The sequence below is a fragment of the Streptomyces sp. NBC_00690 genome (assembly GCF_036226685.1).
Taxonomy (GTDB): Bacteria; Actinomycetota; Actinomycetes; order Streptomycetales; family Streptomycetaceae; genus Streptomyces.
On sequence record NZ_CP109009.1, the window covers coordinates 1,624,017 to 1,650,738 of the forward strand.

At 68.2% G+C, this 26,722-nt stretch carries 23 protein-coding genes and 1 riboswitch; of the genes, 13 read left to right on the forward strand and 10 right to left on the reverse strand.

Features of this window, described 5'->3' with window-relative positions; genetic code table 11:
* Window positions 1-205 precede the first annotated feature (205 nt).
* Window positions 206-1,051 carry an AfsR/SARP family transcriptional regulator gene (locus OID54_RS07125; protein ID WP_329015582.1) on the reverse strand — a complete coding sequence of 282 codons (846 nt, stop codon included), beginning with the start codon at window positions 1,049-1,051 and terminating at the stop codon, window positions 206-208.
* Window positions 1,052-2,037: 986 nt separating this feature from the next.
* On the opposite strand from OID54_RS07125, the gene OID54_RS07130 reads away from it, so the two are divergent.
* The 4 genes from OID54_RS07130 to OID54_RS07145 all read left to right on the forward strand — a co-directional run bounded on the left by OID54_RS07130 (window position 2,038) and on the right by OID54_RS07145 (window position 6,456).
* The gene (locus OID54_RS07130; protein WP_329015585.1) at window positions 2,038-2,655 is read left to right on the forward strand and encodes a TetR/AcrR family transcriptional regulator; all 618 of its coding nucleotides are present in this window, start codon (window positions 2,038-2,040) and stop codon (window positions 2,653-2,655) included.
* Window positions 2,652-3,062 (forward strand): DUF6069 family protein, encoded by a 411-nt coding sequence (locus tag OID54_RS07135; protein WP_329015587.1) that lies wholly within the window; start codon window positions 2,652-2,654, stop codon window positions 3,060-3,062. The genes OID54_RS07130 and OID54_RS07135 overlap by 4 nt, the downstream gene beginning before the upstream one ends.
* A gap of 650 nt (window positions 3,063-3,712) precedes the next feature.
* Window positions 3,713-5,920 carry a S9 family peptidase gene (locus OID54_RS07140; RefSeq protein ID WP_329015590.1) on the forward strand — a complete coding sequence of 736 codons (2,208 nt, stop codon included), beginning with the start codon at window positions 3,713-3,715 and terminating at the stop codon, window positions 5,918-5,920.
* A 92-nt stretch (window positions 5,921-6,012) separates the two neighbouring features.
* Window positions 6,013-6,456, forward strand: coding sequence for a Rieske (2Fe-2S) protein (locus OID54_RS07145; RefSeq protein WP_329015593.1), 444 nt, complete (start codon window positions 6,013-6,015; stop codon window positions 6,454-6,456).
* 11 nt (window positions 6,457-6,467) lie between these two features.
* Here the strand turns inward: OID54_RS07145 and OID54_RS07150 are convergent, their stop codons facing one another.
* Window positions 6,468-7,388: a LysR family transcriptional regulator gene (locus tag OID54_RS07150; protein WP_329015596.1), complete on the reverse strand. Its 921-nt coding sequence runs from the start codon at window positions 7,386-7,388 to the stop codon at window positions 6,468-6,470.
* Window positions 7,389-7,461: 73 nt separating this feature from the next.
* On the opposite strand from OID54_RS07150, the gene OID54_RS07155 reads away from it, so the two are divergent.
* The gene (locus OID54_RS07155) at window positions 7,462-8,517 is read left to right on the forward strand and encodes a DMT family transporter (protein ID WP_329015599.1); all 1,056 of its coding nucleotides are present in this window, start codon (window positions 7,462-7,464) and stop codon (window positions 8,515-8,517) included.
* 52 nt (window positions 8,518-8,569) lie between these two features.
* Here the strand turns inward: OID54_RS07155 and OID54_RS07160 are convergent, their stop codons facing one another.
* Window positions 8,570-9,901: an aminotransferase class I/II-fold pyridoxal phosphate-dependent enzyme gene (locus tag OID54_RS07160; RefSeq protein WP_329015602.1), complete on the reverse strand. Its 1,332-nt coding sequence runs from the start codon at window positions 9,899-9,901 to the stop codon at window positions 8,570-8,572.
* A 36-nt stretch (window positions 9,902-9,937) separates the two neighbouring features.
* Here OID54_RS07160 and OID54_RS07165 point away from each other — a divergent pair, with 36 nt between their 5' ends.
* On the forward strand, window positions 9,938-10,600 hold the full coding sequence (locus OID54_RS07165; RefSeq protein ID WP_329015605.1) for a pyridoxamine 5'-phosphate oxidase family protein: 663 nt from the start codon (window positions 9,938-9,940) through the stop codon (window positions 10,598-10,600).
* 107 nt (window positions 10,601-10,707) lie between these two features.
* On the opposite strand, the gene OID54_RS07170 is transcribed toward OID54_RS07165, so the two are convergent.
* The 3 genes from OID54_RS07170 to OID54_RS07180 form a co-directional block, all read right to left on the reverse strand.
* A complete protein-coding gene (locus OID54_RS07170) occupies window positions 10,708-11,652 on the reverse strand; it encodes a DMT family transporter (RefSeq protein WP_329027314.1) in 945 nt (314 codons plus the stop codon).
* 199 nt (window positions 11,653-11,851) lie between these two features.
* On the reverse strand, window positions 11,852-12,934 hold the full coding sequence (locus OID54_RS07175) for an EamA family transporter (protein WP_329015608.1): 1,083 nt from the start codon (window positions 12,932-12,934) through the stop codon (window positions 11,852-11,854).
* A gap of 73 nt (window positions 12,935-13,007) precedes the next feature.
* Window positions 13,008-13,550, reverse strand: coding sequence for a Clp protease N-terminal domain-containing protein (locus tag OID54_RS07180; protein WP_329015610.1), 543 nt, complete (start codon window positions 13,548-13,550; stop codon window positions 13,008-13,010).
* 299 nt (window positions 13,551-13,849) lie between these two features.
* On the opposite strand from OID54_RS07180, the gene OID54_RS07185 reads away from it, so the two are divergent.
* Complete coding sequence (locus OID54_RS07185; protein WP_329015613.1) at window positions 13,850-14,044, forward strand: hypothetical protein; 195 nt, start codon at window positions 13,850-13,852, stop codon at window positions 14,042-14,044.
* 188 nt (window positions 14,045-14,232) lie between these two features.
* Here the strand turns inward: OID54_RS07185 and OID54_RS07190 are convergent, their stop codons facing one another.
* On the reverse strand, window positions 14,233-14,841 hold the full coding sequence (locus tag OID54_RS07190) for a PadR family transcriptional regulator (RefSeq protein ID WP_329015616.1): 609 nt from the start codon (window positions 14,839-14,841) through the stop codon (window positions 14,233-14,235).
* A gap of 260 nt (window positions 14,842-15,101) precedes the next feature.
* Between OID54_RS07190 and OID54_RS07195 the strand changes: the two genes are divergently transcribed.
* Entirely contained in the window at window positions 15,102-15,530 is a 429-nt protein-coding gene (locus OID54_RS07195; RefSeq protein WP_329015618.1) for a VOC family protein, read from the forward strand.
* A 93-nt stretch (window positions 15,531-15,623) separates the two neighbouring features.
* A complete protein-coding gene (locus OID54_RS07200; protein WP_329015621.1) occupies window positions 15,624-16,487 on the forward strand; it encodes a PhzF family phenazine biosynthesis protein in 864 nt (287 codons plus the stop codon).
* A gap of 27 nt (window positions 16,488-16,514) precedes the next feature.
* On the opposite strand, the gene OID54_RS07205 is transcribed toward OID54_RS07200, so the two are convergent.
* Complete coding sequence (locus tag OID54_RS07205; protein WP_329015624.1) at window positions 16,515-17,309, reverse strand: CPBP family intramembrane glutamic endopeptidase; 795 nt, start codon at window positions 17,307-17,309, stop codon at window positions 16,515-16,517.
* Window positions 17,310-17,469: 160 nt separating this feature from the next.
* Here OID54_RS07205 and OID54_RS07210 point away from each other — a divergent pair, with 160 nt between their 5' ends.
* Window positions 17,470-19,494, forward strand: a complete 2,025-nt coding sequence (locus OID54_RS07210; protein ID WP_329015627.1) for a substrate-binding domain-containing protein — start codon at window positions 17,470-17,472, stop codon at window positions 19,492-19,494.
* A gap of 25 nt (window positions 19,495-19,519) precedes the next feature.
* On the opposite strand, the gene OID54_RS07215 is transcribed toward OID54_RS07210, so the two are convergent.
* Window positions 19,520-21,034 (reverse strand): glutamate-cysteine ligase family protein, encoded by a 1,515-nt coding sequence (locus OID54_RS07215; RefSeq protein WP_329015630.1) that lies wholly within the window; start codon window positions 21,032-21,034, stop codon window positions 19,520-19,522.
* Between the two features lie 504 nt (window positions 21,035-21,538).
* Here OID54_RS07215 and OID54_RS07220 point away from each other — a divergent pair.
* Window positions 21,539-22,126 carry a hypothetical protein gene (locus OID54_RS07220; RefSeq protein ID WP_329015633.1) on the forward strand — a complete coding sequence of 196 codons (588 nt, stop codon included), beginning with the start codon at window positions 21,539-21,541 and terminating at the stop codon, window positions 22,124-22,126.
* A gap of 356 nt (window positions 22,127-22,482) precedes the next feature.
* Window positions 22,483-22,674 (forward strand): DUF5999 family protein, encoded by a 192-nt coding sequence (locus OID54_RS07225; RefSeq protein ID WP_329015635.1) that lies wholly within the window; start codon window positions 22,483-22,485, stop codon window positions 22,672-22,674.
* Between the two features lie 171 nt (window positions 22,675-22,845).
* Here the strand turns inward: OID54_RS07225 and gcvP are convergent, their stop codons facing one another.
* Window positions 22,846-25,731, reverse strand: a complete 2,886-nt coding sequence (gcvP, locus tag OID54_RS07230; protein WP_329015638.1) for an aminomethyl-transferring glycine dehydrogenase — start codon at window positions 25,729-25,731, stop codon at window positions 22,846-22,848.
* 179 nt (window positions 25,732-25,910) lie between these two features.
* A riboswitch (glycine riboswitch) is annotated at window positions 25,911-26,007 on the reverse strand.
* A gap of 123 nt (window positions 26,008-26,130) precedes the next feature.
* Here gcvP and OID54_RS07235 point away from each other — a divergent pair.
* Window positions 26,131-26,547, forward strand: coding sequence for a PRC-barrel domain-containing protein (locus tag OID54_RS07235; protein ID WP_329015640.1), 417 nt, complete (start codon window positions 26,131-26,133; stop codon window positions 26,545-26,547).
* Window positions 26,548-26,722 lie beyond the last annotated feature (175 nt).

A 26,722-nucleotide genomic window follows, 5' to 3' on the forward strand; every position in this document is an offset into this window, starting at 1 on the left:
CCCTGCCGGAGTCGACGATCGGCCCGTTCACAACGGAACTGGTCGAGCTCGCCACCGCCGAAGGGACCGACTGGAACCGTCACCGCCGACTCCATGGAGAGTTGGGCCGCATCCCGCCCGTCGACTGCATGTTCAATCACCGGCTGGAATCCATCAATTCCAGCCAAGACCAGTATCTGAGGCGTTCGTCAAAACCGGGGCTAACTCAACAACTGCTATGGACCAAGCTATCCGAGCGCCCAGCAACCGACTCGACCAACGAACCATCAGACCCCGAAATTAGAATCAAACGCTGGATCCGCTGCAAATCTGCCGACGGCTCAAGCCCAAGATCTCGCACCAGCGCGGCCCGCAAATTCTGATATACCTCCAATGCCTCAACGCGCCGCCCAGACCGATGCAATGCAAGCATATATTGCGCATGAAAATTCTCATGCGCGGGATGACGATTGACCAAAACAGTCAACTCAGAAAGGAGATCACGATGCCGACCAAGCCGAAGCTCCGCGCTAATGCGCTGATCAATAGCGCACAATCTCACCTCCTCCAACCGCCTGATCTCCAAATATAGATGCTCACCGGCTGGCACATCAGCAAAAGGTGGTCCGGTCCACAACTCCAACGCCTTCTTCAACTGCCTGACCGCCCCCTGGAAATCCCCAGCATCCACAGCACGATAGCCCGCACTCGTTAACTCCTCGAATTCCCTCACATCACTACTCCCCCCACCGCTATCCAATAAGTAGCCGCCCGGAACGGTCACCAAAATCGACTTGGCCGAACCCCGTGCACCAACCCGTGGGCGCCCACGCCCCCGCCCCAGGGCCCGCTCAATCAGCTCACGCAACTGCAACACATAGGTCTGCAAAGTAGTACGCGCACTGCGCGGCGGAGTGCTCCCCCACAACTCCTCCATCAAAGTCGCAACAGGTACCGGCCGATCAGCACGAAGCGCCAGCAAGGCAAGCAGCTGCCGCGGCTTAGGCGCAGTAGGCGTTATGGAAACACCATTCTCCTGAACATCCAAAACGCCCATAACCTCAATGTCCATGCAATCCCCCTCTTTCCCATGCATCAAATGAGCCTCAGGTTAAGACAGCTACTTTCACTAGCCTAAAAACCGCAAGAGTGACTTGTCAACATAAATCTTCGTAATAACCCCCCATAGCCGGCACACCCCACACCTACACCCATTTACCAACACCACCCCATCACCACGAGATACTTCATCCACCCACCCAACAACACCACTCGACCTCCGATCTCTGGCCGAGACTCGAACGAGCCGCTGCGACCGCACAACACCTCGGTCCCAGGAAGCCCGGCTCCGTCATCACCGTCTTCAACCTGCGTCTGTTGGGGTGATCGCACTCTGCCCCTTCTCCGCGCGACCACCTCTGCCTACACCCGCACAATCGGCGAGTTCGCTCTCTTGAAGCTTTCCTGAAGATCTTGCTGGCGGCAGGGGCCTCAAGAGCGCCCTTCGACCGTTGCGCGGTGGTGGGTGCGAGAGTTCAGATGTGGCCGGCCCGGAAGAGGCCGAGGTTGAGCAGTCGAGGCAGCTCGAAGGCTGCGGCGCACTTGTGGAGTCAGATGTTGTTGCCACCTCATTGGGGACGTGTCGGCTGCCCGTGGTGGGAAGCCAGGCCATGGCGCTTTCGACACGAGGGCACCAACGCCGATACCCCGTTTGTCAGTTCGGGGCGGTGGCCCGCAGGCGGGCGGCATTCGGATGATCGTAGTGGGCGTGGACTTGGAAGGCGCGGCCGCTTTTCGGCCTGGGTGCACTGCCCGCCAGGCGGGCAGGCGCGACGGAGCCTTGCAAACAGAGCAGAGCGGGGCACCTGGCGAGCCGGGTCGGGTCGACCGAGGGCCACGATGACCGGCGGGCAGGTCACCATGCATCACCGGCGACCACAGTCCAGCGATAGGTGCGGATCCTGGCAGCCGCCATCCGTGTGGGCCGAGACCCGACTACCAACGGAGTGAGGACTCACTCATTGACAGAGTGAGTCCTCACTCCGTACTCTCACGGTCATGACAGCAGCAAGAGAGCAGACCACCCGCCGTCGTGCACCCGGTATGTTGCCGGAGCAGCGGCGCGCGATGATCATCCAGACCGCGATCCCGCTGATCGCCGAGTACGGAGCTTCGGTGACGACCGCGAAGGTCGCCCGCGCCGCGGGCGTCGGCGAGGGCACGATCTTCCGGGTCTTTGCCGACAAGGACGAGTTACTGCAAGCGTGCCTGGCTGAGGCGTTCTCCCCTGAGCACGCGATCCGTGAGCTCGGGGCCATCGATATGTCCCAGCCATTGCCCGACCGGCTCGCGGAGGCGGCCCAGTCGCTACAGGCCCACCTTTCTCGAATGGGCGCGATCGCCGGCTCACTGCACGCTTCCGGACACCGCAGCGGCAAGCACCCCGGCACCGTCCGTGGCGCGGGCCGCGACGAGTCGACGACCCGTATCCGCGAGGCCCTCGCGCATCTGATGGAACCCGACAGGGCCAAGCTGCGCCAGCCGCCGGAACAGATCGCGGCCCTCTTCTTCGCGCTGCTCTTCACCCAGCCGCACATGGAGGACGAGCCAGCACTGACCACGCAGGAACTGGTCGAGCTCTTCCTGAACGGCGCCATCGCAGGAGGCACCAAGTGAGCGCACGCACACGAGCGTTGGCGGTAGTGGGCCTCACGGTCCTGGCACCACTCCTGGTGTGGCTGGTCGCAGACCCGGTGCTGGGGCACCAGCTGCAGATCGTCAACGGCGACCAGACGCTCGACATTGGTCCGGTGCCGGTGGCGTTTGTCGCGCTACTGGCGGCCCTCGCCGGCTGGGGACTACTGGCAGCCCTGGAGCGGTTCTGGGTACGGCGCGCCCGCGCCCTCTGGACCGGGGTGGCCATCGCCGTACTGGCCCTGTCCTTCCTGCCGTTGACCGGCGAAGGTACAGACGGCGGCACCCGGGCGGCGCTGGCCCTGATGCACCTGACGGTGGCGGCTGCGCTGATCGTGGGCCTGCGCACGAAGGACGCCGTGACACCGCCGCCATCAAATACACCGTGAACAGCACCAGTCGCAACAGCCCCACCGGAGAGTCGCCCAGCCCGGGATGACCGTCAAAGTGCCCACCACGATCGCGATGAATCCCGGTACCCGACGGTGCGGGCCCGATGCCCAGCAGGAGCGGAACCTCGTGCCAGATCGCTGCGAGGGCCACCCTGAATTGGCTAGGCCGACGATGGCGAAGTCGGAGCCATAGGCGAGGTCTGAGTTGAGGCCAAGGACAGTGCGACCACCGGTGATCATCGGTGAGCAATGGCTGTAGATCAGGTCGTGGCCGCAGTTCACTGCATGCCCCAGGCGTGGGAACGATGACTCATCGAACACGACGTCCAGTTTGAGCATTCCGACCACTCGTACATCAGGAACGGGACTGACCGTGATGCTTGACAGAAGTGTTGTGTTCCTGTGTGCCCATGCCTTCGAACCGGTGGGACGGAGGGTCGTGCCTCCGTCCCACCGACGTGTATCGGCTCAGCGGCCTCACCGGCCAGAACCCGACAGATACGTCCCGAGCCTTGTTCCTGTGAAGGCCGACATCGCCACGGACCGAGCGGTCCCCCGCGGCCGGACCGACGACCGCGGGCGCCGGGCACGGCGACTGGCGGGAAATCTGGTTGCCAAGCACAACGCCGGGATGCGAACGATTCCTCATGACCGAGAAGCAGAGCAGCCCCGCACCGCACGGAGCGGAACGGCCGGACTCCACGGGCACCACTCCCGTCCGGAAGTCCGCCGCAGTCAGCATCGCCGTACCCGACTTCCCCCGTCAGTTCTCCCGTACCCATCGGTTCAGCCTGGGTGTCCCCCGGCACTTCAGCGTCTCACCGGACGGTTGCCGGGTGTTGTTCGTCCGCAGCGCAGGCGGCGAAGATCCGCTGAGTCGACTGTGGCTGTACGAGAACGGCGCCGAGCGGATGCTCGTCGATCCGACCGCGTTGCAGGAGCAGGGGGGCGAACTACCCGCAGCGGAGCGCACCCGGCGCGAGCGGGCGCGCGAGACGGGATCCGGGGTGGTGTCGTACACGACCGACGGCGAGGTTCGGACCGCCGTCTTCGCACTGGGCGGCGAACTGTGGACGGTGGGGACCGATGGCGGTGCACCGCGCCGGATCGCCACCGCGGGGCCGGTGGTGGACCCCCACCCGTCCCCCGACGGCAGCCGGATCGCCTATGTGACCGGGGGCGCCCTCCGTGTGGTGTGCATCGACGGGAGTGACGACCGTCCGTTGGTGGTGCCGGAGACTCCCGAGGTGACCTATGGGCTGAGCGATCACGCATCCGCGGAGTCCATGGGGCGCTCACGCGGCTACTGGTGGTCGCCCGACGGAGAGAAGCTGCTGGTGGCCCGGGTGGACAACTCCCCCGTACAACGCTGGTACATCTCCGATCCCGCCGATCCCGGCAAGCCGCCGGCCGAGATCGCTTACCCGCTGGCGGGGACCGCGAACGCAAAGGTGTCGCTGCATCTGGTGCCCGCTCAAGGGGGCGAGCCGACGGTGGTGCTGCTGCCGGAGTCCGCCCCTCGGGACCCCCATCCGGCGGGCGAGTGGACCGATACGGCGTTCGAGTACATACCGGTGGCAGGCTGGGACGGGATCGGCCCCTTCGCCCAGGTGCAGACCCGGGACCAACGGACCGTACAACTGCTCGCCATCGACGCCGGTACCGGTGCGACCGAGGTGCTGGACCGCTGGCACGATCCCGCCTGGGTGGAGTTGGTGCCCGGGGCGCCGCTGCGGATGCCGTCGGGAGGTCTGGCCCGCACCTTCATCGCGGAGGACTCGCTCACCGGACTGCGCGTGGGGGATGCGGTCAGCCCTGCGGGTGTGAACGTCCGGGAGGTGTTGGGTGCGGACGGGGAGCGGCTCCACTTCCTCGCCAACGAGGATCCGACGGAGGTCCACGTCTGGCGCTATGACCCCCTCGACGGCTTCACCCGGATCAGTCGGGGTGCGGGGGTGCACCAGGTGCACATCGGCGGCGACACGCTCGTGTCGGAGAGTTGGACACCGTCGGGACGGACGGTTTCGGTGCACAGCGGGGGCGTGGAGGTCGGTCGGATCGCCGTCCTCGCGGCGGAACCGTCGGTCACCCCCCGGCCGGTGTTCCTCTCGCTGGGGAAGCGCGAACTGCGGAGCCAACTGTTTCTCCCCTCCTGGTACGAGAAGGGCTCGGGCCGGCTTCCCGTGCTGCTCAACCCGTATGCCGGGGCGGGATTCCAACTGGTGGTGCGGGCGAATGGGTGGTGGACGTACGTCTCCCAGTGGTTCGCCGAGCAGGGGTTCGCGGTGTTGGTGACCGACGGCAGGGGCACTCCGGGCCGGGGCCGGGAGTGGGAGAAGGCCATTCGGGGTGATCGGTTGACACCTGCCCTCCAGGACCAGTTGGACGCCCTTCATGCGGCGGCGGAACGCTTCCCCGAGTTGGATCTCGGTGCGGTGGCCATCCGGGGGTGGTCGTACGGCGGGTATCTGGCGACCGGTGCGGTGTTGCGGCACCCGGAGGTGTTCCACGCTGCGGTGGCCGGTGGCACACCGACGGACCGCCGTCTGTACGACACCCATTGGGAGGAGCGGTTCCTCGGACATCCGGAGGTGTTCGCGGATGCCTACCGGCGCAGTTCGCTCGTTCCGGACGCCCACCGGCTGTCCCGTCCGCTGCTGCTGGTCCACGGGGTGGCGGACGACAACGTCCATGTCGCCCACACCCTGCGGCTCTCCGCCGCGCTGGTGGCCGCCGGCCGACCGCACAGTGTGCTGCCGCTGTCGGGGGCAACCCATCTGGTGACCGGTACGGACCAGGCCAGCGGGCTGCTGGTGTTGGAAGCGGAATTCCTGAAGAGGTCCTTGGGGCTCTGAGCACCTGAACGCTCCGGCTCATGGACCCGTACAGGATCGAGAGATCCGGCCATCATCCGGGCCGCAGCGGAACGTGAGCAGAGGAGCCAGCAATGACCACATCGCAGGATTCGTCCCCGGTCGTCTCCCGCCGTGTCGTCGTCGCCGCGGTGGGAGGTGTCGGCCTCACCGCCGCACTGACCGCCTGTGGTGGGACCGACGCCGCAGACACAGCGGTGGACCGCCCGACGGACTCACCCGACGGGGGCGGCGCGGGGACGGAGCTCGCCAAGGTGACCGACATCCCCGAGGGCGGGGGAAAGGTCGTGGGCGATGTGGTGATCACGCAGCCTCGGGCGGGAGAGTTCAAGGCGTTCTCGTCCAAGTGCACCCATCAGGGCTGTCTGGTCAAGGACGTCACGGACAACCTCATCCACTGCCCGTGCCACGACAGCAGGTTCGACGCGGGTGACGGCAGTGTGCGGTCGGGTCCGGCGACCGCTCCGCTACCGCCCGCGTCGATCACGGTCGAGGGCGGGCTGATCAAACTGGCGTGACGGGCGGCGCGTCAGATCTTCGGTGTCGTGGGTACGGAACGGGCGGCCACGCCGCGCAGGGCTTCGACGGCCGCCCGGATGGAGGGTCGGCGGTCGGCGTCCGTCCGCCACACCGCGTACACATGCCGTCGCATCTGGCTGCGGACCGGGACCAGGGCGACGCCGTCGGGCACAGGGCCCCGACCGAGCCTCGGGGTCACGCAGACGCCGAGTCCTGCGGCGATCAGTGCCAGTTGGGTGTGGTGTTCCCCGGCCAGATGGGCGATCCGGGGCTCGATCCCCCGCGATCGGAGCGTGAACACCAGCCACTCGTAGCAGAACTCACCCTCCGGCCAGGAGACCCACTCGTCATCGGCGAAGTCCTCAAGATCGACTTCGGTACGCGTCACCAGGGGGTGGCCGACGGGCATCGCCACATCGGCGGCGTCATCGAGCAGATGGACCTGTGCGAGGCCACCGGGCACGGGCAGGCGCTTGTTGCTCCAGTCGAGCACGATCGCGAGGTCGAGATCGCCCCGGAGGACCCGGGCGACACTGCGCTCCGGCTCCAGTTCGCAGGAGCGCACGCGCAGTTCGGGATGGTCGGCGCGCAGTGCGGTGATCGCCGCGGGGAACAGTCCCCGGGCGGCCGAGGGGAAGGCACCGATCCTGACCTCTCCGACCACCCGCCCGCGCTGCGCCTCGATGTCCGACTGGGCCAGCTCGACCTGGGAGAGGATGCGGGCGGCATGGTCGGCGAGCAGCCGGCCGGCGTCGGTGAGCCGCACGCCTCGACCGTTCTTGGTCAGCAGCGGCTGACCGACCTCCCGCTCCAGCTTCGCCATCTGCTGGGACACCGCGGAGGTGGTGACGTGCAGCCCCCCGGCCGCACCACTGACCGACCCGTAGCGGGCGAGGGCATCGAGAGTGCGCAGGCGCTCCAGATTCAACATATAAGCAATGCTAAATCAACGCCTCCAGCAATTCTCGCTTGTACTACGAGATGGTTGCGGTGACCCTAGGGGCATGACCGCCTCTGCTGCCGCATCGCCCCTCCACCCGACCGCCGGAAGACCCCGCGTGGACTGGCGCATCCGCTTTGGAGTGCTGTCCCTGGTGTGGGGCTTCAGCTTTCTGCTGATCAAGGTGGGCAACGAGGGCTTCGCGCCGTTCCAGGTCACGCTCGGCAGGCTCTTCTTCGGTACGGCGGTGCTGGCGGTGGCGATGGCGATACGACGGGAGCGGCTGCCGCGAGGAGCGCGGACCTGGATGCATCTGACCGTGGCGGCCTTCCTGCTCAACTCGCTCCCGTTCTCGCTCTTCGCCTTCGCCGGCCAGAGCATCCCGTCGACCCTGTCGGGCATCTGCAACGCCACCTCGCCCCTGTGGGGGATGGCATTGTCCCTGGTCGCCCTCTCGGAGGACCGCCCCACCCGCCGTAGGGTCGCCGGACTCGGCATCGGGTTCCTGGGAGTACTGACGGTCCTGGGCGCCTGGCAGGGCTTCTCCGGGCTCGACGCCCGCGGCACGGGGATGGCACTGCTGGCCGCACTGAGCTATCCCATCGGCTGGATCTACGTCCGCCGCACCTTGGCCGGCCGCGGCCACTCACACCTCTCACTGACGGGTAGTCAGTTGCTGCTGGCAACGGTGCAGTTGGCGGTGGTCACGCCGTTGTTCACCAGCATGCCGGATTCCGTGGCGCTGATGCCCTTGCTGGCGGTGGTCGCACTGGGCGCGCTCGGGACCGGGTTCGCGCTGTTGCTCCAGTACGAACTGGTCGACGAGATCGGTCCGACGACGGCCCAGATGGTCACCTACTTCATCCCGGTCATCGCCACGGCAGCGGGCGTGACGATCCTCGGGGAGCAGTTGGACTGGAACACACCGGTGGGTGCGGTGATCGTGTTGGCCGGTGCGGCACTGACCCAGAGCCGCGCGAAGGCGCGGGCCGTGGCGCCTGCTAGTGCGGTGGCGGCGCAGGGCGGTCCCCTGCCGGGAGCCACGGCAGGAGACGACTCGGACGACCACCCGAGGGATGGCGGCACACTCGCCGCGGCGGCCGGGCCGCCTGTCCCGTGAGTGCGCAGGCGTTGGGGAGTTCACCGCACCGGAGCAGCACGGCCGGATCAGGTCAGCCGTAGCTGCGGGCCGGGGCCGGTCCGATGGCTGCCGCCAGGGCATCGGCGATCTGTGCCACGTCCTCCATCGACAGGCCGGAGACGGTGACGCGGACCCCGGGCGGGGCGGACAGTCTGAAGCGGGCACCCGGGGCAACGGCCCAGCCGGAGTGCAGCAGTTGGGTCACGGCCCTGGTCTCGTCGGGCACCGGCACCCAGACGTTCATACCGCTGCGTCCGAAGGCATCGACACCGTGTCCGGCAAGGGCCCGGATCAACGCCGCGCGCCGGCGACCGTAGGAGTCGGCGACCGCGAGCGGATCGACGGCGCCCGACGCCCATAGCTGTACGACCGCGCGTTGCAGTAGCCTGCTGACCCAGCCGGGGCCCAACTGTTGCCGCCCGGCCACCCGGTCGACCGTGAGCGTGTCCCCGGTGAAGAAGGCGACCCTCAGATCGGGTCCGTACGCCTTGGCAGCGGAGCGGACGAAGGCCCAGTGCCGGGTGACGCCCGCCAGGCAGTGGAGCGGCTGGTCGACAATGGCGTGGCCGTGGTCGTCCTCGATGAGGAGCGTGCGGGGGAAGCGGGTGAGGACGGCCCGCAACTCCCGGGCGCGCAGAGCGCTGATGGCCGCTCCGGTGGGGTTCTGGGCGCGATCGGTGACGATCAACGCCCGGGCGCCCAGGTCGAGGGCCCGTTCGACCTCGGCGACGAGCGGGCCGTCATCGTCCAGGGCCACCGGTACGGGTGTGAGGCCGAGCGCGGGCACCAGGTCGAGCAAGCCGCCCCAGCCGGGATCCTCCACGGCCACCGCGTCCCCCGGGCGCAGATGAGCGGCCAGGATGCGTTCGATGCTGTCGAGGGAGCCGGAGGTGACGGCGATGGGTCCGGCGGGCACACCGTCGACATCCAGTGAGGCCCTGGCGAGTCGGGCGAACTCGGCGTCGACGGGTGCTTGTCCGTAGAGCCCGGGCTCCCGCTGGTGGTGTCGAGCCGCGGCGGCGAACGCGTCGCCCAGCGACGGCAGTAGGGCGGCGTCGGGGTTGCCCGCGCTCACGTCCCGAACGCCGGGCGGGACCTCGACGCGCAGAGAGCCACGTGAGGTGCTCGCGGGCCGCGGACGGATACGGCTGCCGCGACGCCCCGCGGTCTCGATCACACCGCGCTCACGCAGGGTGCGATACGCGGCGGCGACGGTGTTGGGATTCACCCCGAGCCGGGTCGCCAGCTCACGCATGGGGGGCAGCAACTCCCCCGGTTCCAGGGCACCGCTACCGACGCCGCTCTCGATGCTGGCGGCGATGTCCGATGCGCCCCGGCCTGTGATCCGATACTCTCCTAGCACAAAAGACATTATGCACTAGTGCAATGGAGACGGCAAATGGTGGATTCCTACGAGCCGACCGCGCGGACCATACCCACCCGTTCCCGGGAACGGGCGTCGTACGACCGGGCCGCGGTCCACGCCATCCTCGACGACGGATACCTCTGCCACCTCGGATTCCTGCGCGACGGCGCACCCGTGGTGCTGCCCACGCTGTACGCCCGCGTCGGCGAGCAGGTGTACGTCCACGGATCGACGGGGTCCCGACCCCTGCGGATGGCCGGAGCGCCCGACCCCGGACTGGAGGTCTGTCTGACGGTGACCCATGTGGACGGGCTGGTGCTGGCCCGATCCGCGTTCCACCACTCCATCAACTACCGGTCGGTGATGATCCACGGAACCGCCCACCAGGTGACAGACCCGACCGAGAAGGCCCGGGTGCTGAACGCCCTCGTCGACCACGTCGTGCCGGGCCGGGCGCAGGACTCCCGTCCCGCCGACGCCAAGGAGTTGGCGGCGACCGCCGTACTGCGACTGACGCTCGCCGAGGTCTCCGCCAAGGTCCGCACGGGCCCACCGAACGACGATCCGGAGGACCTCGGACTGCCCCACTGGACCGGAGTGCTGCCGGTTCGGCCCACCTATGGAGACCCCGAACCTGCGCCCGACCTGGACCCGTCCGTACCCCTCCCCGACTATCTGCGCACCACCGGGGCCTGAGCGGCGCCGGCAGATCGACCCATGGGCCGATCGTCGCTCGGCGAGCAGGGCAGCGAGTTCCGTCGGTGACCGGGGCGACCACACCTCTCGGATCGCCCCGGTCGACCTCAGCCCCGTTGCCCCTGACGCAACTCAGCCAGCGCCAGGGCGGCCACCGAACCCAGCAGCAAGGCGGTCCCCCACACGGTGGCCGCGGTCAACCGCTCTTCCAGCACCAGTACGGCGATCACGGCCGCGCTCACCGGTTCCAGCAGCATCATCACGGACACCGTGGCCGCTCGTACGGCCGCCGCCCCCGCGAAGTAGAGGACATACGCCAATGCCGTGGGCACCGCGGCCACATAGGCGAGCAGCCACACCACACGCGCCAGGGACTCGGTGTGCGGCAGCAGCCCCTCGGCGAGCGCCAACGGCAGCAGCCCGACAGCACCGATCGCGAACGCCCAAGCGGTCGTGGCGAGGGAATCGGCACCACCGCCGCGGCCCAACCAGCGCGCCAGGAGGGTGATGGCCGCATATCCCGCGGCCGACAGCAGGGCCAGGGCGATGCCCGACGGGCGTACGGTCGCACCGTCGCTGCCCATCATCAGCACCAGCAATCCGCCCACGGCGCCCAGGACCGCCATCAGCCCGCCCCCGCCAAGCCGTTCTCCCAGGGTGATGCGCGCACCCACCGCGATCAGTACGGGGCCGGCCCCGAGGGTGACGACCGTGGCGACGGCCAGACCGGTGTGCTGCACGGCGGCGAAGTAGGCACTCTGGAAGACCGTGAGGCCGATTCCCGTACCCAGAATCCGGATCGTGCGGCGCTTCCTCGGCTCGATCGGCCGGGCCACCGGAGAACGGCGGGCGCGGAGCGCCAGCGCACCGAGCAGCAGGAGCAGCCCCGAAGCGCACCGCCAGAAGGACAGCGAGAGCGGCCCAAAGTCGCTCACTTCGTAGATCAGTGACGCAGCTGCACCCGCGGTGCCCCAGGCGACGCCGGCGACGGTCAGATAGAGGAGGCTCCGCCCGACCCGCGCGGGCCCGGGCCCTTCAGGCGCGGTGGGCAGTACGAGGGCAGGGGTGGAAGAGGCATTCGACACGTGGACTCCGTACGACGAACGGGAAGGCTGATCGCTCTGCTCCGTCACACGGGCAGCGACGAGCCACCCGGGGCGAGCCCGGGTCCGGTCTTCGTCAGGAAACTGCCGCCCGCGCTAGGCGGCGGGAGGCGGCAGTACGGTCAAATGCATGATCGGAACCCTACGGTCAGCTGCGGTCGGCCGACAACCCGGCGCTCCCAGAGGCGTCGGCCCGGTGAGAACCGTCAACCCTGGCACCGCTCTTGGTGGTGCTGTCGTTGCTGACCTCACCGACCGGGGGAAGCGGGTCGGGGAGGGCCACCGGCGGCTTGACCCCACCGGAGGCGACCGGGCCCGAAGGCGGCTTCGGTGCCTGCGACTGGGCGATGAGCGCCCCGAGCAGCACGAGCGAGCCACCCAGGATCTGGGGCAGGGCCAGGTGTTCGCCCAGCATCACCCAGGCGAGGGCGGTTGCCACGACTGCTTCCAAACAGGCGACCACGCCGGCGACCTGCGGCGAGAGCCTGCGTACGGAGATCACTCCGGTGACATAGGCGAAGACCGTCGCGATCAACACCACCCAGGCGAGCAGCAACCCGGCCGCCACCTGGGTGCCGCCCATCGCCACGTCCCGGCCCAGCAGGGAGAAGTCCATGCCCCAGGGACGTGCGATCACGGTCAGCACCAGGGCGCCGATCAGCAGTCCGTAGGCGATCACACCCAGGGGGTCGGCGCGCTCCTCCCCCTCGCTCCCGTGGTCGGACAGGATGAAATAGCACGCCTGGCAGCCGGCGGCACCGAGGGCGAACAGCAACCCGAGCACATCGAAGCTCAGCCCGGACCACACCTCGACGACACAGGCCAGGCCCGTCACGGCGAGGACGACTCCGAGCGCTGCGGCGCGGGTGACCGGCCGGCGTTGGACGAAGCGGATGTAGCCGAGCACGAGGGCGGGGCCGAGGTACTCGACGAGCAGGGCGACCCCGACGGGCAGTCGGGAGATCGAAGCGAAGTAGAACGCCTGCACACCGGCCACGGCGAACAACCCGAAGCCGAGGAGCAGCGCCGGCTTGCGGCGCAGCAGGCCACGATGTCGCCAGGCGAGCGGCAGCATGATCAGCGCGGATCCGGCCACGCGCAGCCATACGACATGGAGCGGATCGAGGCCGGCTTCGATGAGCGGCTTGGCCGCGACCCCTGATCCACCGAAGGCGAACGCCGATGCCAGGGCGATTCCGAGCCCGGCGCTTTTGTGTTGGGACACCTGCATCGGCACATCATGTCAGCGCGAGTCAGGACCGTCGACCCCAAGACACATGTCGAATCCGGGAGGCGGCTGGGTGTCAGCGGGCGCCCGTGTGCCCGCTGAGCTGCCGGGTGTCCACGCCTGCGCGATTCAGCACCTCCACCGCCCGGCAGTCGGGGTCGGCTGTGAGCGCGACGAGCAGATCCATGCCGCAGGCGAGGTCCCTCCCCCGGAGCGCTGCCCGGTGACGAGCGGCTTCCATGGCGCAGTGCGCGGAGGGGGACCAGCCGGAGGGACGGGATGCTGCTGAGGAAGGGGGTGGCGGCGCACCCGACACGGGCAGCGCGCCGGAATCCTCGATCGCCCCTTGCCAGCGCAGCCCGTAGCCGATGCTGCGTTGAACGAGATAGCCGAGCACGCGCGCGACCCGGGGTGAGGACCCCAGCGCGCCGCGCACCTCGGGATCGGCCTCGATCAGGGAGTGCAGCAGATGGGCCGTGTCGAGTTGGCGGTCACCATCCCGTACGGCGCGACGGCGCGCGCCCGCGACGGCCGACACCAACTCGGCGGTGAGCGGCGCATCCCGTTGGACACGGAAGCGGTCGGACTGCCGGGGCAGTCGGGAAGGAAGGCTCTGCACATCCTCCACCCCATCAGCCAAGACGACCCGGAACGTCGCCGTCGGGGCCCATTTCGGCCTCCGACGGAGGTCGGGGACGAACGACAGGGTTGTCCTCCTTGTGGATGAGATCCGGTCACTTCATCAACGCTCCGGGTGCGCCGCCTTGCCTGGTGCGCCTCGCTGAGCTGCTCGGTGCCCTTCTGTTCTTCGTGGTGTTCGTATTCTTTGGGGTCTTTGGGGTCTTCGGGGGCTTGCTGAGCGACGATCGACCCCGTGCACCGGCAACCGGATGCGGGGTCGTCTGCGTCCCTCCCGACATGTTCTGGATGGTCGCGCTGCTGGCGATCGATGGGCGGCAGTACGTGTACCGGGTGTACGCACCGGCCACGGCGCTCCTGGCCGATGTGTTCTGGGCGGCCTTCCACTGCCATGACGAAGGTCCACACCCTCGGGCGTGCGACCGGTTCGACTCGGCGGAGATGTGGCATCGCGGGACCTCTCCCGGGATCTGACGCCCGCCCGGTGGAGGGTGCCCGGGTCCTGGCGGAGCACCGGGGCCACGAACCGCACCCCGTGGCACATCCGCCCATGGCCGACACGGTCGCGGACGATACGGTGCCGGCCAACACGGTGCCGGACGGCCGAAACAGCGAAGAGGGCCCTCGGAAGGGCCCTCTCGACCGGTGCGGAACTCGATCGTTCAGTGTTCGTCGGCGAGGATCAGATAGAGCTTCTTGCGCGACTCATTGATGACCTCGACGGCCTTCTGCCGCTGTTCGGGACTCCCCGTCTTCCACACCTGACCGAAGGCTTCCATCAGCCCCCAACCAGCCTGGCGGATCTCGTTGACGGTGTCCCAGTCGACGCCGCGCCCGGCCTCTTCCCAGGGCGCGTCCGGACCGCTCTCGGCCTCGGTGCGACCGGAGTCGGTCAGCGTGAACCGCTTCTTCCCGCCTTCGCTCGCGCTGCTGATGAGCCCCTCGTCCTCCAGTAGCTGAAGGGTCGGGTAGACGGAGCCGGGGCTGGGCTTCCAGGCGCCACCGCTGCGCTCGCCGATCTCCTGGATCATCTCGTACCCGTGCATCGGGCGATCCTTCAGCAGCGCCAGGATGGAGGCGCGCACATCGCCCCGCCTGGCCCTACCCCTGCCGCCGCCTCCGCGGCCACGCCCGCCCCCACCGAAGGGCGCACCGAACGGCGGCCCGAACGAACCGAACGCCCCCCGGCGCCCATCGGATCCGCCTCGCCCTTGATGTCCGGGCCCGCAGTGACCATGACCATGCTCATGTTCCTGTCCATGTGAACGCATCGCTACGCTCCTTCCATCGTCAACCTGTCGTGATGCATCAACGATATATCGGAATAACGCGAACGACAAGGCACTACTCGACGATCGGCGTGCGTCCTGCCGCATGCGAAGGGCCCCAACCTCAGGTGATCCGGTCCGACTCGCACGTCGCCGCAGGCCAGCCGACCCGTTGACGCTGCTCATGTCGCGCAGGACCTCGACCCCGCCCGCCGTGGACACGTGGGATTTCGGTGTGCGGCACACGCCCCTAGGGTGGGCCGATGACATCGATCAAGAAGTTCCAAGTCACCTTCGACTGCGCAGAACCCGAACGCCTCGCTCGTTTCTGGTGCGAGGTGTTGGGATACGTCGTACCGCCACCGCCGGAGGGGTTCGCCACCTGGGATGGCTTCTGGGGCTCGCAGCCACCTGAGGAGCGGGATTCTTGGTTCGCGTGCATCGATCCCTCGGGGGAGGGCCCGCGGCTCTACTTCCAGCGCGTCCCCGAGGGGAAGGCAGCCAAGAACCGGGTGCATCTCGATGTGCGGGTCGGCACCGGACTCGTGGGTGAGGAGCGCCTCGCCGTACTTGAGGCCGAACGCGCACGATTGGTCCCGCTCGGCGCGGTACATGTGCAAACGCTCTACGACGGCAACGATTCGTGCATCCCGATGCTCGACATCGAGGACAACGAGTTCTGCATCGACTGATCCCGTCCCCTCTTTCGAGACAGCCGCCCAGCAGGTCCAGCACCATCGAATTGGCCTTGTCCTGCGGCTTCCCCCAACGGCTACCGTCGGCCCATGCGCATCAGAATCGTCGACGCCTTCGCCCACCGCCCCTTCACCGGAAACCCCGCCGGGGTCCTCGTCCTCGATGCCGAGGACGGCCCCGGAGCCCCCGGATTCCCCGAGGCGTCCTGGCTCCAGCAGGTCGCCGCCGAGGTCAATCTGTCGGAGACGGCCTTCGTGCATCCCCTCCCGCCCGGTGGGGAGGCGGACTGGGCGCTGCGCTGGTTCACGCCGACGACCGAGGTGGACATGTGTGGCCACGCCACCCTCGCCGCTGCGCATGTGCTGCACTCCACGGGAGCCGTCTCGGGCACCGTGCGCTTCGCCGCCCGGTGCGGCATCCTCTCCGCCACCGTCCACGAGGACGGCACCATCACCCTCGACTTCCCCACGTCCTCGTTGACCCCGGTGGCCGTACCCGATGGCGTGGCGAAGGCCCTGGGCGCCCCGGTGCTCGCCGCGTACGACACCGCCGCGCACATCGGCGATCTGGTGGTCGAGTTGACCGATGAGGACACCGTGCGCGGCCTCACCCCGGACATCCCCGCGCTCGCCGCCTTCGCAGAACGCGGCATCATCGCCACGGCTGCGGCCGGGCGTTCGAGCGCGCAACGGGGCCAGGAGGCCGAAGGTGACTACGACTTCGTGTCCCGCTGCTTCTTCCCCCGGATGGGCATCGACGAGGACCCAGTGACCGGCAGTGCCCACACGGCCCTGGCCCCGTTGTGGTCCGCGCGCCTGGGACGGACCGATCTGACCGGCCTCCAGGCGTCCGCCCGCTCGGGACTGGTACGCACCTCGCTGCGCGGCGAGCGGACCCTGCTGACCGGTCGTTCGTACACCGTCATCGACGGCGAACTGCTCATCGCCCCCTGACCATGACGAACGCACTTGGCCGGGCGGTCACGGCGTGGGCAGCCAGTCCACCCGTCCCGCCAGGAGTGCGTATCCGACGAAGGCGACGATGTCGAGCAGGGCATGGGCCACGACCAGGGGCCCGACCCTGCCCCAGCGCCGGTAGAGCAGCACGAAGACCACTCCCATGACCATGTTGCCGATGAAGCCGCCGATGCCCTGGTAGAGGTGGTACGAACCGCGGAGCACCGAACTGGTGATGAGCGAGGCCATCGGGGGCCAGCCCAGCTGATCGAGCCTGCGCAGCAGGTACCCGACGACGATCACCTCTTCCACGATCGAGTTCTGGAGCGCGGAGAGGATCAGTACGGGGAACTTCCACCACACCTCGGGCAGTGACTCGGGCACCACGGTGAGGTTGAATCCCGCCGCGCGTGCCACCAGGTAGAACGCCAGCCCGGCAGTTCCGATCCCGGCTGCAAGGAGGGTTCCCCTTCCGAGGTCGAACCATGGTTTGCGCCGATCGAAGCCGATGACCGCCAGTCCCGCGCGCTCGCGCACCAGGAAGTGCGCGACGAGCAGGACCGGCACCAGGGCCGTGGCGATGCCGAAGAGTTGCCAGGAGAGGTCGAGCCAGGGGCGCCCGGGCGCGTAGGACCCGTTCAACGTCGCGGCCTGGTCCTTGAGGTCGCCCGGTTTGGTGAGCGAGCCGACAAAACTGATCAGGGACGACACGGCACTGGCCCCGAGCGACAGCGCGAGCACCAGGAGCATCTCGGACTTCAGGATCTTGGGTGACACGACCTCTTGGGGCAATGTCTCAGCCACTCGTCCCGCCTCCATGTGCACACGTGCCTCCAGTTATTCATTCCAGCCTCATCCGCATCCTCACCCCGCTAGGGTCTCGAATGCGAGTACGAAGATCGCGACAGGCCGGGGGGTCTGCGTCACCATGTGACGCCGCGCCATTTCCTTGTTCATCATTCAAGGAGGGCACCATCGCATGGAACGTCACACCCTGCCCGATTCCGGGGCCGGCGGCACGGGCGGCGCGGGACCTCGCTCCCGACACCGTCGGGTGCTGATGGCCACCGCGCTCGTTCTGACACTCGCGGCGGGTACGGGCGTCGCCGCCTACAGCGGACTGCCTCCGTTCGGCCGCTCCTGCGAAGAGTCCGCCGTACGACTGGACGTCGCCGTCTCCCCCGACATCGCGCCCGTCGTCCGAGCCGCGGCCGACCGGGTCCACAAGGAGAAGATCACCTCCGACGGCCAGTGCATGGACGTCCGGGTGAAGGCCCGCGAGAACTACCAGGTCGCAACGGAACTGTCCGACCATCGCAGTGAGTCCGAGTACGAGGTCTGGCTCCCCGACTCGAAGATCTGGGCCCACCAGGCCGACGCGTCCAGCCGCGGTGTACCGCTACAGATGGCGGGCGAGGTCGCCGTGTCACCGATTGGCGTGGCCACGGACCGCTCGGCAGGCAGTTGGCTGGGATGGCCCGGCAAGACCTACACCTGGGCACAGTTGGCGACGGCCACGACCGCCTCGGAATCCGTACATCTGGGCACCGCCGATCCCACCCACAGCGCCACCGGTCTGCTGGCCCTCGCCGGCGTCGCGGCCTCCTACGCCCGCGAGAGCGGCGATCGCACCTGGGAGGAGCGCAACGGCACCGACCGGCCCCTGCCCGACGAACCCGGCACGGCGCCCGAATCGACGGAGCCCGAGCCGAAGGAGCCCGCTTCCTCGCCCTCGGCCAAGCGCTCCGCAGAGCCGAAGCCGAAACCCAGCGCCACGAAGGGGCCGAAGCAACCCCTGCCCAGCCCATCTCCACCGCGCGAAGGGGCCCAGAGCCTCCCAGCCGAAGCGGACCGGACGCCACGACCTGGCCTTCCGGACGCCGATGCCAGGATCGCCGCCACCGCCCGGTTGCTCGCCCAACGGCTGGCCCCCGCGGATTCCCAGATCCTGCGTACGCTCTCCGCGCCCGGCAGCTCGCGCAACGAAGCGGTGTTCCTGTCCGAGCAGGCCGCCTTCACCCACAACTTCTCCGCCGGCGACAAGGACGACCTCGACCTCTTCTATCCGACGGACCGCGCGCTCCGGCTCGACTACCCCTACCACCTGGTCGACGTGAACGACTTGACCGTGGACGAGGGACGGGCGGCGACACGGTTCGGGGCGCTCCTGGGCGATGCCGCCTCGTTGCGCGACCTCGCCGCCCACGGATTCCGCCCGCCGAGGGGCGAGGCCCCGGGAGTTCTGGTGCACACGGCGGGCGGAAGACCACCGCAGCCCTACGCCCGCCAGGTCACGGGCGCCGACCAGATCTCACGGGACCTGCTCCAGGAGATGTTGGGCATGTGGACCATCACGGTGCGCAGCGCCCGACTGACGACGGTCGTCGATGTCTCGGGATCGATGCAGTCACCGGTACCCGGCCGCAGCGAGACACGGCTCGAAGCCACCAAAGCCTCCCTGTTGCGCGTGGTCGACCAGTTCAGCCAGGAGGACGAGATCGGGCTCTGGGAGTTCGCCACCGGTCTCAACGGCCCCCACGACTATCGCGAACTGGTTCCGACCGCCAGGCTCGGCGCACTCGTGCGCGGTGAACGCACCCAGCGGACCCAGCTCTCGGCGGCGTTCCAGGCGCTGAAGCCGGTACCGGACGGCGCGACCGGGCTGTACGACTCCACGCTCGCCGCCTACAAGTCGGCCCAGGCGGGCCATGTGCCCGGCAAGTTCAATGCGCTGATCGTGGTGACCGATGGGGCCAACCAGGACCGGTTCAGCATCTCCCGGAGCACGCTGCTCGCCAAGCTCAAGGAGGTCAGGGACGACAGACGCCCGGTGCCGCTGATCGCCATCGCCGTCGGGACATCGGCCGACCAAGGAGAGCTGGATAAGATCGCCCAGGTGACGGGTGGCGCCGGCTACCAGGTCAGCGACCCGGCCGACATCCAAGGGGCGATCCTGAAGGCGATCACGGCCGTCGGCCGCTCCCTCGACGTCGATCGGGACTGATCCGGGCAGCCCCGGGAGAACCTGGTCAGCGGCCCTGCCCCGGAAAGCCGACGGGCCAGGTGTGGACGGGCTCGCCCAGGTGCATCAACTCGCTGTAGCGGCGGGTGGTCGCCGCGAACGCCGAGTCCCGGCCGAGCCCCGCGTCCAGCGCTCGGTGGAAGGTGTCGGCCTGCCAGGACGCACCGTTCACCCTTCGCCTGCACCGCTCCTCGATCACTCCGAGGTAGAGGTCCCGATCGGCGGGCTCGATGCCCCAGGCGTCCAGCCCGGCGGCGGCCAGCGGTAGCAACTCATCGCGGACGAGCGTGACGACGGGAACCTCCGCGATTCCGCCGCCACGCCCCGGCCTCGGCCACTGCACCGTGGCTTCGATGCCCTGGCGGCACGCGGTGTCGAAGTTCTCCGCCGCGGTGGCGAACGGCAGGCGGGTCCACACCGGACGGGACTCCTCGGACAGCGCGCGAACCAGTCCGTAGTAGAAGGCGGCATTGGCGATCACATCGGTGACCGTGGGTCCCGCGGGCAGTACGCGGTTCTCCACCCGCAGGTGGGGAACCCCGTCCGCGACCGAGTAGACCGGACGGTTCCAGCGATAGACCGTGCCGTTGTGGAGGACGAGTTCCTGGAGTTTTGGTACGCCACCTTCGTCGATGACCCGCAACGGGTCCTCTTCGTCGTCACAGATCGGCAGGAGCGCCGGAAAGTAGCGCAGGTTCTCCTCGAAGAGCTCATAGGCCGAACTCACCCAGCGCTCACCGAACCAGGTCCGGGGTCGTACTCCCTGGGCCTGCAGTTCGGGCGGCCGGGTGTCGGTGGCCTGTTGGAAGAGCGGCGGCCTCGATTCTCGCCAGAGTTCCTTGCCGAAGAGAAAGGGCGAATTGGCGCCGACCGCGATCTGTATTGCTGCCACTGCCTGAGCCGCGTTCCACACATCCGCGAAACGGCCCGGGGTCACTTGAAGGTGCAATTGCACCGATGTACAGGCAGCTTCGGGCGCAATGGAGGCAGAGGTGCAGGTCAGATGCTCGACTCCATCGATGTCGAGCTCGAACGCCTCGCCCCGCGCGGTGACGATCTGCTCGTTGAGCATCGTGTAGCGCCGGACGTCCGAGAGGTTCGCGGACACCAGGTCGTCCTGTGCGAGCGTGGGAAGGATGCCGATCATCACGATCCCGGCGCCGACCTCGTCAGCCTTTCGATGTGCGTACGCGAGTCCCGTCCGCAGTTCTTCGGCGAGCTGGTCGAGGACCCGGCCACCGAGACGGTGGGGCACGATGTTGACTTCCAGGTTGAACATTCCCAGCTCGGTCTGGAAATCCTGACTGGCGATGCGTTCGAGCACCTCCGCATTCATCATCCGCGGCAGACCGTCCGAACCGACGAGATTCAGCTCTATCTCCAGACCCATCAGATTCTTGGGCCGGTCGAACCGTTGCTCGTCGAGCAGTCGCCCCAGCCCCGCCAGGCACTGTTGGAGCTTTCGCCGGTACTCATGACGATCGGAGAGCTCAAAACCGCCGGCCACGACCTTCTCCCCCATCGAAGCGTCCTTCCTCGACTGGGCACCGCGCGGCATCCGTCGCTCGCGTCTCGGACGATAATGCCCAGACTGACTGATCTATAACGCGGCCATGTCGCTCGGGGACCGGTAGTGTGACGTGGGTCGCCTCTCGGTTCAGCATCTCGGGATGGTGTTGTACGCACCTATCGTTACCCGGTGCCGGACACAATGACTGCCGTTTTTCGGCCTACCGCCATCCCGGAGAATGCCCAGGCCCGGCGGATTTCCCAGCGAAAAACCTGCGGATTCCTCCAAGGAAACAGTCCTGGAAGCGCCTTGCTGACGATACGCACAGGCGCTAGCGGAATCACTGTATGAACACGTGTCGTATAAACTCCGTAATCGAGGCAGAGAGTTGGCACCGGGTGCCCTACGGCCCCTGTTCCCCCTCTGACCCCTAGCCCCTCTGGCTCCGCACGCCGACAGCGCTGTCCGCACCTCCCATGCTCCGCCGTGTCTCCCCAAAGTGAGAGGCGACCCACCATGCCGCTGCATGCCCTCCCGGCTCCCGCGCCTGTCCTACGCAGCGTCCTCGCGGCACTCGGCTCCCCCGCCGCCGTCAACGAGGATCGCACCCCTGCTCTCCGGTCCGTCCAGGGACCGGTGAGCCCCGAGTCACCACTTCCCGTCCACGTACTCGACCAGATCGACCCGAACTCACCCACCCCGGGTACCCGTCTCACCGGATGGCGGGTACTGATCCGCGCCCACGAGGGGTACGTCGCCGCTGCGGAGACGCGACTCACCCCGGACGGCTGGGCGTTCTCGCACTTCTTCGAAGGCCCCTACATCACCTCGACCGAACGGGCGCTCCAACAGGCGGATTCACTCCACCATCCGTTCCAGCCGAGGCTGCTCTCCATTCCCGCGCTGTACATGCTCACGCTCTGGCTGCACGGAGACATCAACGCGGATGCCTCGTCAGGTGCGCTCCGCCCCACGGACATCCTGGTCCCGCTGGCCCCTGCGCCACCGGGGATCGCGGCCCACCGAGCGCACCAGGTCTGCGACCTCCTTCCGGTGATGACCCTGAGGCTCACAGCTCCACCTCTGCTGGGATCGCCGGCCTGACCCGGAACACCGCTCTGACCCGAAGCATCGCTCTGTCCTGAAGCCTCGGAATCTCCGTTTCAGGACGGCCGAAACCATCGTGAGCGCCCCGTGACCGTTCGGTCGCGGGGCGCTTTCTGCTCCCGTCCGGACTAGCCCGTACCGGCCCCCCTGAACCACCCGAAAGGACAATGGAGTTGGGCTGAACCGTCCGGCTGGGTGATACGTCCTTAACCAGTAAGACGAGGTGCCGCGAAATCCCTGCGGATTCTCGTCCGTGGGGCAACACTGGGAACGGACCGACAGATACGGGGGCGGCCATGAACTCCTCATCGAGCCGCAGGACACTCATCACATCAGAGCGAAAGATCCCGCCCATGTGCCAGCATCAGCCACCCTGCCCGACATCCGACTCAGCCGATCGGGACGCGGCGCGTCTCGTGGCGCACCATCCCGAACAGGGCTGGAGCCTGCTGTGCAATGGCGTGCTCCTCTTCGAGGACACCGGTGAGCTGCTGCCGAACGGCCAGATCATCGCACCCCAGCGCCAGTCGAGGACGGCCGCCTGACCCGCCGTACATCCGACGGCATTCGCCGTCGGGTCCACCCCCCCACGGCGGTAGCGACGCCGCGAACGTCATCGTCGAGTACGTGTGCTGGCCGTGCCCGTACCCGCCGAACCATCGGGGCCGGCCGGAGGAATCCCTCCGTACCGGCCCCGAACCCTGTCCGGGCCGGGCTCAGGCGTCGTACTCGTCCAGCGGCGGGCAGGAACAGACCAGGTTCCGGTCGCCGAAGGCACCGTCGATCCGGCGGACCGGCGGCCAGTACTTGTCCGCCGTGCTCACGCCCGCGGGAAAGACCGCTTCGTCACGGCTGTAGGCGTGGTCCCACTCACCGCCGAGAGCAGCCGCGGTGTGCGGGGCATTGCACAGCGGGTTGTCGTCAGCGGGCCACTCGCCCGCCGCAACCTTCTCGATCTCGCTGCGGATGGCGATCATCGCGGCGCAGAAGCGGTCGATCTCGCTCAGGTCCTCGCTCTCCGTGGGCTCGATCATCAAGGTGCCCGCGACGGGGAAGGACATCGTCGGGGCGTGGAAGCCGTAGTCGATCAGCCGCTTGGCGATGTCGTCGACACTGACGCCGGTCGCCTTCGACAGCGGGCGCAGATCCACGATGCACTCATGCGCGACGAGCCCCGCGGGCCCGGTGTAGAGCACCGGGTAGTGCGGCTCCAGCCGCTTGGCGATGTAGTTGGCCGCGAGCACGGCGACCTGGGTTGCGCGCTTGAGCCCCTCGCCACCCATCAGTCGCACGTACGCCCAGGAGATCGGCAGGATTCCGGCCGAACCCCACGGCGCGGCTGAGATCGGACCCACTCCGGTCTCGGGTCCGGCGCTCGGCTGGAGCGGGTGGTTGGGGAGGTACGGAGCGAGGTGGGAGCGCACGGCGACCGGTCCTACGCCGGGGCCACCGCCGCCGTGCGGGATGCAGAAGGTCTTGTGCAGGTTCAGATGCGACACATCGCCGCCGAACTCGCCGGGCTTGGCGAGCCCCACCAGCGCATTCAGGTTGGCGCCGTCGACGTACACCTGACCGCCCGCCGCATGGACCTGCGCGCAGATGTCGGCCACGTGCTCCTCGAACACCCCGTGGGTGGAGGGGTAGGTGATCATCAGCACGGAGAGCTCGTCGCGGTACTGCTCGATCTTGGCCCGGAGGTCGGCGACGTCGATCTCTCCGTCATCGGCGGTCTTGACCACGACAACCTTCATGCCCGCCATCACGGCGCTGGCCGCATTGGTGCCGTGCGCCGAGGAGGGGATCAGACAGACCGTGCGCTGCTCGTCGCCGTTCGCCCGGTGGTAGGCGCGCACCGCGAGCAGTCCGGCCAGTTCGCCCTGGGAACCGGCATTGGGCTGGATGGACACCTTGTCGTAGCCGGTTACCTCGGCCAAGCGCTCCTCCAGTTCACGGATGAGCGTGAGGTAGCCGGCTGCCTGCTCGATGGGGGCGAAGGGGTGGATCTGCCCGAACTCGGGCCAGGTCACCGGCTCCATCTCGGTGGTGGCGTTCAGCTTCATGGTGCAGGAGCCGAGCGGGATCATGCCTCGATCCAGGGCGTAGTCACGATCGGCGAGCCGCCGCAGGTAGCGCAGCATCGCAGTCTCGGAACGGTGCTCATGGAACACCGGGTGGGTGAGGAAATCGCCGCTGCGCAGCAGGGCCTGCGGCAGGGCTTCCTCGGCGACGGCGTCGAGGGCGTCGAGGTCCGCCTCGACACCGAAGGCGGCCCACACGGCGATGATGTTGGCGCGGGTGGTGGTCTCGTCGCAGGCGACGGAGACGTGCGACTCGTCGACGAGGTGCAGGTTGACCCCGTCTTCGCGGGCAGCGGAGACGACGGCACCCGCACGGCCGGGGGCTCGCACGGTCAGGGTGTCGAAGTAGGCATCGTGGACGATCTCGACACCGCCGGCCGCCAACCCTGCGGCGAGGAGCGTGGCATACCGGTGGGTCCGGTGGGCGATCGCCCGCAGTCCGTCCGGGCCGTGGTACACCGCGTACATACCGGCCATCACAGCCAGCAGCACCTGTGCGGTACAGATGTTGCTGGTGGCCTTCTCCCGGCGAATGTGCTGCTCACGGGTCTGAAGGGCAAGTCGGTACGCCTTGTTGCCATCGGCGTCGACGGAGACGCCGACGAGCCGTCCGGGCAGGCTGCGCGCGAACTTCTCGCGTACGGCCATGTAGCCGGCGTGCGGTCCGCCGAAGCCCATGGGGACGCCGAAGCGCTGGGTGGTGCCGATGGCGATGTCGGCGCCGATCTCGCCGGGAGGCGTGAGCAGCGTGAGCGCGAGGAGGTCGGCGGCGACGGTGACGATCGCACCGAGGCCGTGGGCCTGCTCGATGACAGGCGCGAGGTCGCGCACGGCTCCGGAGGCACCCGGGTACTGGAGGAGCACGCCGAAGACACCGCGCTCGGCGATGGCTGCGGGGATGCCGTTGCCGAGGTCAGCGGTGACGACCTCGACACCGGTCGGTTCTGCGCGGGTCTGGATCACCGCGAGGGTCTGGGGCAGGACGTCGGCATCGACCAGGAAGACGCCGTTCTTGACCTTGCCCACCCGCCGCGCCAGGGACATCGCCTCGGCTGCTGCCGTGCCCTCGTCGAGCAGGGAGGCGCCCGAGGTGGGCAGACCGGTCAGATCGGCGACGACGGTCTGGAAGTTCAACAGGGCTTCGAGCCGCCCCTGGGAGATCTCGGGCTGGTACGGCGTGTACGCGGTGTACCAGGAGGGGTTCTCCATCACGTTGCGGAGGATGACCGGCGGGGTGAACGTGCCGTAGTAGCCGAGACCGATCATCGGCGCCAGCACCTTGTTGCGCTCGGCGAGGGAGCGCAGTTCGCTCAGCACCTCGGCCTCCGACCGCCCCTCCGGCAGGGCGAGCGCCTCCGTGCTCTTGATCACCTCGGGGACGGCAGCGGCGGTCAGCTCGTCCAGCGAGCCGTATCCCACCTGCGCCAACATCTTGGCCTGGGCCGCGGTGTCCGGCCCGATGTGGCGCTGCTCGAAGGGGGTGCCTCGCTCCAGCTGTGCGAGCGGAGTGCGGTTGGCGGTCATGTAGGAGGCCTCCTGGTCTGACGCGACCTGCGAGGGGCATCACACGGATGCCCTGGACGGCCTCCCCCTCTGTCATCTCAACCTGAGAGTTTCACCGGATCGCCGAACAGCAGCGTTCCGGCTTTCACCGTCGGTGAGAGCGGATGCCGTCCGACGCCCGCCCTGCTTTCCAGAGTGACCTCGTCCACGCGGTACAGGTGCCTGAGAGATTCCGGGGAGGATTTGCTCCTTCGGCGCCACCGTCGTCCTTCCGGTGGACTCTCCCGCGCGGGGTCAACAGCCGCTAGTCAGCCTACCAGCGCGTCTTCTCGGCAATCGCTCAAGTGGCCGACACCGACTTTGTGCCCTTTCGTGTTTTTTAGTGGTCCATGGAGCAGTTTGCCAACATATGGAGGACTCGTGCAGACCGATATCGATCCGCGCAGCCTGATCGGCCGCAAGGCGTTCGACCGCAACGGTGCCAAGATCGGAACGGTGGACGAGGTGTACCTCGACGACGCCACCGGTGCACCCGAATGGGCGGCCGTACGCACCGGACTCTTCAGCAGGGACGCCTTCGTCCCGCTGGAGCCGAGCACCTTCGCCGACGACGTCCTGCGGGTGCCCTACGAGCGCTCGCTGATCAAGGACGCACCGGATTTCGGTGTGGGCAGGCACCTCTCCCCCGAACAGGAACTCCAGCTCTACCACCACTACGGGCTCGAACTGTCCTCGGCACCGGAGACGCCAGCCCCCCCGCCCTCCCCAGCCGGGGAGGAGCCCTCGACCGACCGCTCCTTCGGTCGTATCGCCGGCCGCGAGGACGAGGGCACCTGACCGGCCCGACCTGCGCTGCTCCCCTCATCCGCCTGCCCGCCGCCGACCAGGGGCAACGGATCGGCCGGCATGAGCTCGGGATCGTCCACCCGGAACGTGCGCACGCGCCCCGGAGGCGAACCCGGCTGCTCGAACCGCACGGTGACTCGACCCAGACCACTGCCCTGGACCCATC